Genomic DNA, 1,012 nt, shown 5'->3' with positions numbered 1-1,012 from the left:
CTCCAGGGTGACCCGCACAAGACGATAGTCGACTACAGCAAACAGTCCGACATCGATTGCATCGTTATGCCGACGCACGGACGGCGCGGGCTCAAGCGAATCCTGCTCGGAAGCGTCACCGAACGCGTCATCAATACGGCTGCGGTTCCCGTCGTTGCGGTCAACCCTGCCGAAGGCCGACCACTCGTGTATCCACCCAAGCATGTCCTCGTCCCGACGGATGGAAGCCGTGGCGCAGCACTCGCAGTGGCAGAGGGGATCGATGTCGCGAAGGCGACGGGAGCAACGCTCCACCTGCTTCACGTTGTCGAGACCGGCGGTCTCGGACCGGATGCACGCTCCGTCCTGAAAGAAGGGGAGTTGACTGAGCGGGCAAATGAGATTCTGGCCGAAGCGACCGAGAAAGTCGAGGAGACGTCGCTCAACTCGGTCACCAGCGTCATCGAACACGGGACCCCCTCGAAGGTGATTTGCGACTACATCGACGAGAACGAGGTCGATCTCGCGATCATGGGGACCCACGGACAGACTGACTTCAGCAGGTACGTCATGGGTGGTGTCAGCGCCAAAATTGTCCGGCAGTCCCCAGTTCCGGTGGCGTGGGTTCGCGAGCCTGAATCCGAATCAAATGAGTAGCTCAGCCCGTGAATCGGCCGACACATACCAGAGCACGGGCCTGATAAAGCTCTCCGCGTGAGGGACCTCGCCAAACCTCCCGGTATGCGGGAGTGTTTAGTAACTATGGCGTTCAGGTAAATCGGATCATGACCGCAGACGACTCACAGTCCGGAGGGGGAACGAACAAGGTGGATGCCGTAATTCGAAAATACGATCTTGTCGGGATGGGTGCAGAACTCGAAGATCGGTGGGTCGGCGCCGACGGGGAGGAAGAAAGTACCCGAGACCTCGCGGACTACTTCAATCAGTCGGTGCTCGAGTCCGCCATCGAGGGGAGCGACGCACCGACATTGAGTGGCGACATCCAGCAGGTCTATCAATCACTTCGCGAAGA

The 1,012-nt window shown here is 59.4% G+C and carries 2 protein-coding genes; both read left to right on the top strand.

What is annotated here, in order from left to right:
- Window positions 1–636 (top strand): universal stress protein (locus FY251_RS20555; protein ID WP_148416831.1); only part of this gene is annotated, 636 nt, incomplete at its 5' end.
- Between the two features lie 128 nt (window positions 637–764).
- Window positions 765–1,012, top strand: a 248-nt coding sequence (gene rdfA / locus FY251_RS20550; RefSeq protein WP_342765789.1) for a rod-determining factor RdfA, incomplete at its 3' end; no start/stop codon positions are given.

It is taken from the genome of Haloferax sp. KTX1, from assembly GCF_902410085.1.
GTDB classification, from domain to species: Archaea; Halobacteriota; Halobacteria; order Halobacteriales; family Haloferacaceae; genus Haloferax; species Haloferax massiliensis.
The sequence above is the reverse complement of the archived record's forward strand: the minus strand, read 5'-3'. Positions and strand labels throughout refer to the sequence as shown.